At 37.7% G+C, this 1,140-nt stretch carries 2 protein-coding genes; both read right to left on the reverse strand.

Going from position 1 to position 1,140, the window contains the following annotated elements:
* Window positions 1-55: 55 nt before the first annotated feature.
* Window positions 56-466 carry a hypothetical protein gene (locus tag LD39_RS19350; protein WP_035552088.1) on the reverse strand — a complete coding sequence of 137 codons (411 nt, stop codon included), beginning with the start codon at window positions 464-466 and terminating at the stop codon, window positions 56-58.
* Window positions 467-502: 36 nt separating this feature from the next.
* Complete coding sequence (locus LD39_RS19355) at window positions 503-811, reverse strand: hypothetical protein (protein ID WP_035552092.1); 309 nt, start codon at window positions 809-811, stop codon at window positions 503-505.
* Window positions 812-1,140: the final 329 nt, after the last annotated feature.

Below are 1,140 nucleotides of genomic sequence, written 5' to 3' on the forward strand. Positions count from 1 at the left end.
TTAACCACCTCAGGTCATCCAGATTCTGGATGACCTGAGGTGGTATTTATTTCTATTAGTTGGTTTCCAGTGGGTAGCTCACTTCTTTTTGTTCATCTGAATCGTAGATTACCCATAGGGTATAGGACGTCTTGGGGTCCAGGTCTTTAGCGGGCTTAAATTCTAGCATTCGTCCATTTTTGATGATTTTGATCTCACCTTCTACAATTTCATTTTTTTCATTCATTATGACAATTTGATTTTTCTGCAAGTCATCTTCTTCAATAGATTTAGGAAGGGAGATTTCCCATACGCCTTTTTTCTCTTTTACTTTCAAAGATTCCTTTTTAGGCATTTTTGAGTTATTCTCTTTTTCCTCGTTCACTTCCGAAGGGTCTTTATCTTTCTCAGCAACACCATCGTCTTTTACTGGTTTTTCAGTCTTCTTACGTTTGTCTTTTTCACCAGGTTTTTCTTTGTTCTTCAAGCAATGATCAATCCTTAGGACAGCTTTTAATATCTGCTATTCATGCATGCAATTTTCGAATTGCGCACTAGGTTCTGCCCCGTTTGTGCCGTGCATCGCAGCGTACATTTCCTTAATCTCCTGTTTGGTCAAATTAGGATGCATGTCTTCCATTATGTTTTTCATCTGTCCAAAATTGATGAAACCGTTTGGACCTTTCATCATTTGGTGCATGTCATTCATATCCATTCTCTGGTTCATATTTGTTGATGGCAATTCATTTTGATTACCTTGAGCGTACACTCCAGTTATCCCAACGGCGGCCGCTAATCCTAATGATAATACTACGATAATAAGCTTTTTCATTTCAATCAGCTCCTTTATCTTTCTATACATCTATTATAATCCCGATTCCTAAGCGATATTTGGAGTAGATATTGAGATTTCATGACAAATTGAGGAACGCAAAACTTCATTATAAGGAATAAAAAAAGAACTTGGGAATCTTACCCCAAGTTCCTTCTATGGTTATTATTAAATGACAGCACGATCTTCTTGTTCTTCCTCTTCATCCTCCCAGGCTTCTGTATTATCAATGCCTAATTCAGAAGGTTTGAAGACAGGGTCTTTTCCTTCTTTACGCTGCGCTTCGTAATCCTTCAATACTTTGAAAGCCACTTTACCTAACAAGCCGA

This window comes from Halobacillus sp. BBL2006, assembly GCF_000786645.1.
Taxonomy (GTDB): Bacteria; Bacillota; Bacilli; order Bacillales; family Halobacillaceae; genus Halobacillus.

What these genes read in the sequence shown, in the direction of transcription:
- LD39_RS19355 (WP_035552092.1), bottom strand. Translation starts at nt 811, where the DNA reads ATGAAAAAGCTTATTATCGTAGTATTATCATTAGGATTAGCGGCCGCC.